We start from the raw sequence: 1669 nt of genomic DNA, 5'->3' as shown, positions 1-1669 counted from the left end.
ACAGCCCGTTTTAAAAGTCAGGGGGATGGCAGTCGTTTCCGGTTCGGGTGAGCCAAGCGGTGGAGCATGAGGCGGATTGTGGCGAGGGTGATCATGGTTTCGGAGACCTCTGGCAATTCCTCGTAGTCTTTGGAGAGCCGCCGGAAGCGGCCCAGCCATCCGAGTGTTCTCTCGACCACCCACCGCCGCGGCAGCACGATGAAGCCGGTCCCGGCGATACGACGCACGATGATCAGCGTCAGGCCGAGCAGGAAGCAGGCGAGCAGCACCGGCAGCCGGTTGTAGATGCTGTCGGCGAAGACCGCCTGGAGCCAGCAGTACAGGGCCTTGATGCGGCTCAGCAGGGTTCACGCGCTGTCGGAGTCCTGGATGTTGGCGGCATGGACAAGAACGCCGAGCAGGAAGCCGGAGGTGTCGACCGCGATGTGGCGCTTGCGCCCCCAGACCTTCTTGGCCGCATCCCAGCCGCGTGGCCCCCTTTTCCGTCGTCTTGACGCTTTGGGTATCGAGGATGGCGGCGGCGGGGCTGGCCTCGCGCCCTTCCTGCTCGCGCAGCATGACCAGCAGGTGGTGGCGCATCGTCTCCCACACGCCCGCCTTCTGAAAGGCGCGCATGTGGCCGTACACTGTCTGCCAGGGTGGAAATGCCGGGGGCGGTGGCAGGTGCCGCCATTGGCAACCGGTACGTACGACGTAGAAAAGCCCGTCGAGCATACGCCGCATGTCGGTAGTCCGTGGCCGACCTCCCGGCTTCGGCGCGGGGATTATCGGCTCAAGCAGGCGGTACTGATCGTCGCTGAGCGCTTGGCCGGACCCATAGTTCCCCACCAGCGCGCGATCCTCGGGCGTCCACATCGGCGACCTCCAGACGGGAAAACTCCCTTCCCGAACAGCCGCCGTCCCTACCCCTCACGCCGCCCACGCCAAACTCTCAAAACGGGCTGTCAGTGAGTCAGCGGTTCCGCTCGCTGATATTAGACTTGGTGCGACACCCGGCGGAATGCTTTCAATTGGTGTTGGTGAGGCGCTGCGTGATGTCCCCGGCAAGGGCCCAGTCATACGCGTCGATGGCTTGTTCGCTTGCCTTCGACCCGAAGTCAATCTTTGTGAGATCGACCCAGTAGAGATTGGGAGAACTGGCGGAGTGGAAGAAATATGTCCTGTTGCTTGAGTCGGCCAGCGTGAACCACAGTGTCGGCCACGCATCCTCGGCAACCCCGCCGGAGGTATCTTTGGCGCCCGGCGGGACTGCTACAGTGCGGGCAATGGATTGAGCGCCGGCGATGGCTTCCGGCACGCTCCTGGCTGGTGGCAAAGTCTTCAGATACGAAGCGGCCCGGACGAACCGGCTTTCCGGATCGATATCCCCCGGCATCGGTTTCGTGCCGCCGAAAAGCTTGTAATTCCTGATGTTCTTGAGCTGCGTCTCCAGCGGCGGCTCGTTGGTCATCACGGTAAACTCTTTGCCCCGATGAACGGTCATCCTGCCGTCGACGAACTCGACGATGGCTGAATCCCCTTCGGCATCCGATATTGCGAGGTGAAGCGGCCATTGCTTCCCATCATGCGCAACAGGAACGATCTGAACGTTCTTCAATCCTTCAACCGCCTCTTTGACGGAAGCGAAGTTGTCGAGCACGTATTGGGCCCATAGCAGATTCGACAGTCC

1 protein-coding gene and 1 pseudogene are annotated in these 1669 nt (G+C 62.1%); both read right to left on the bottom strand.

Features of this window, described 5'->3' with window-relative positions; translation table 11 throughout:
- Positions 1 to 17: 17 nt before the first annotated feature.
- Positions 18 to 855: pseudogene (locus FHW79_RS32230) on the bottom strand (IS5 family transposase).
- Positions 856 to 1006: 151 nt separating this feature from the next.
- Positions 1007 to 1669: linear amide C-N hydrolase (locus tag FHW79_RS32225; protein WP_211108593.1), on the bottom strand; the 663-nt coding region annotated here is incomplete at its 5' end.

Source organism: Azospirillum sp. OGB3 (assembly GCF_014192915.1).
In the GTDB taxonomy this organism is placed as follows: domain Bacteria; phylum Pseudomonadota; class Alphaproteobacteria; order Azospirillales; family Azospirillaceae; genus Azospirillum.
The sequence above is the reverse complement of the archived record's forward strand: the minus strand, read 5'-3'. Positions and strand labels throughout refer to the sequence as shown.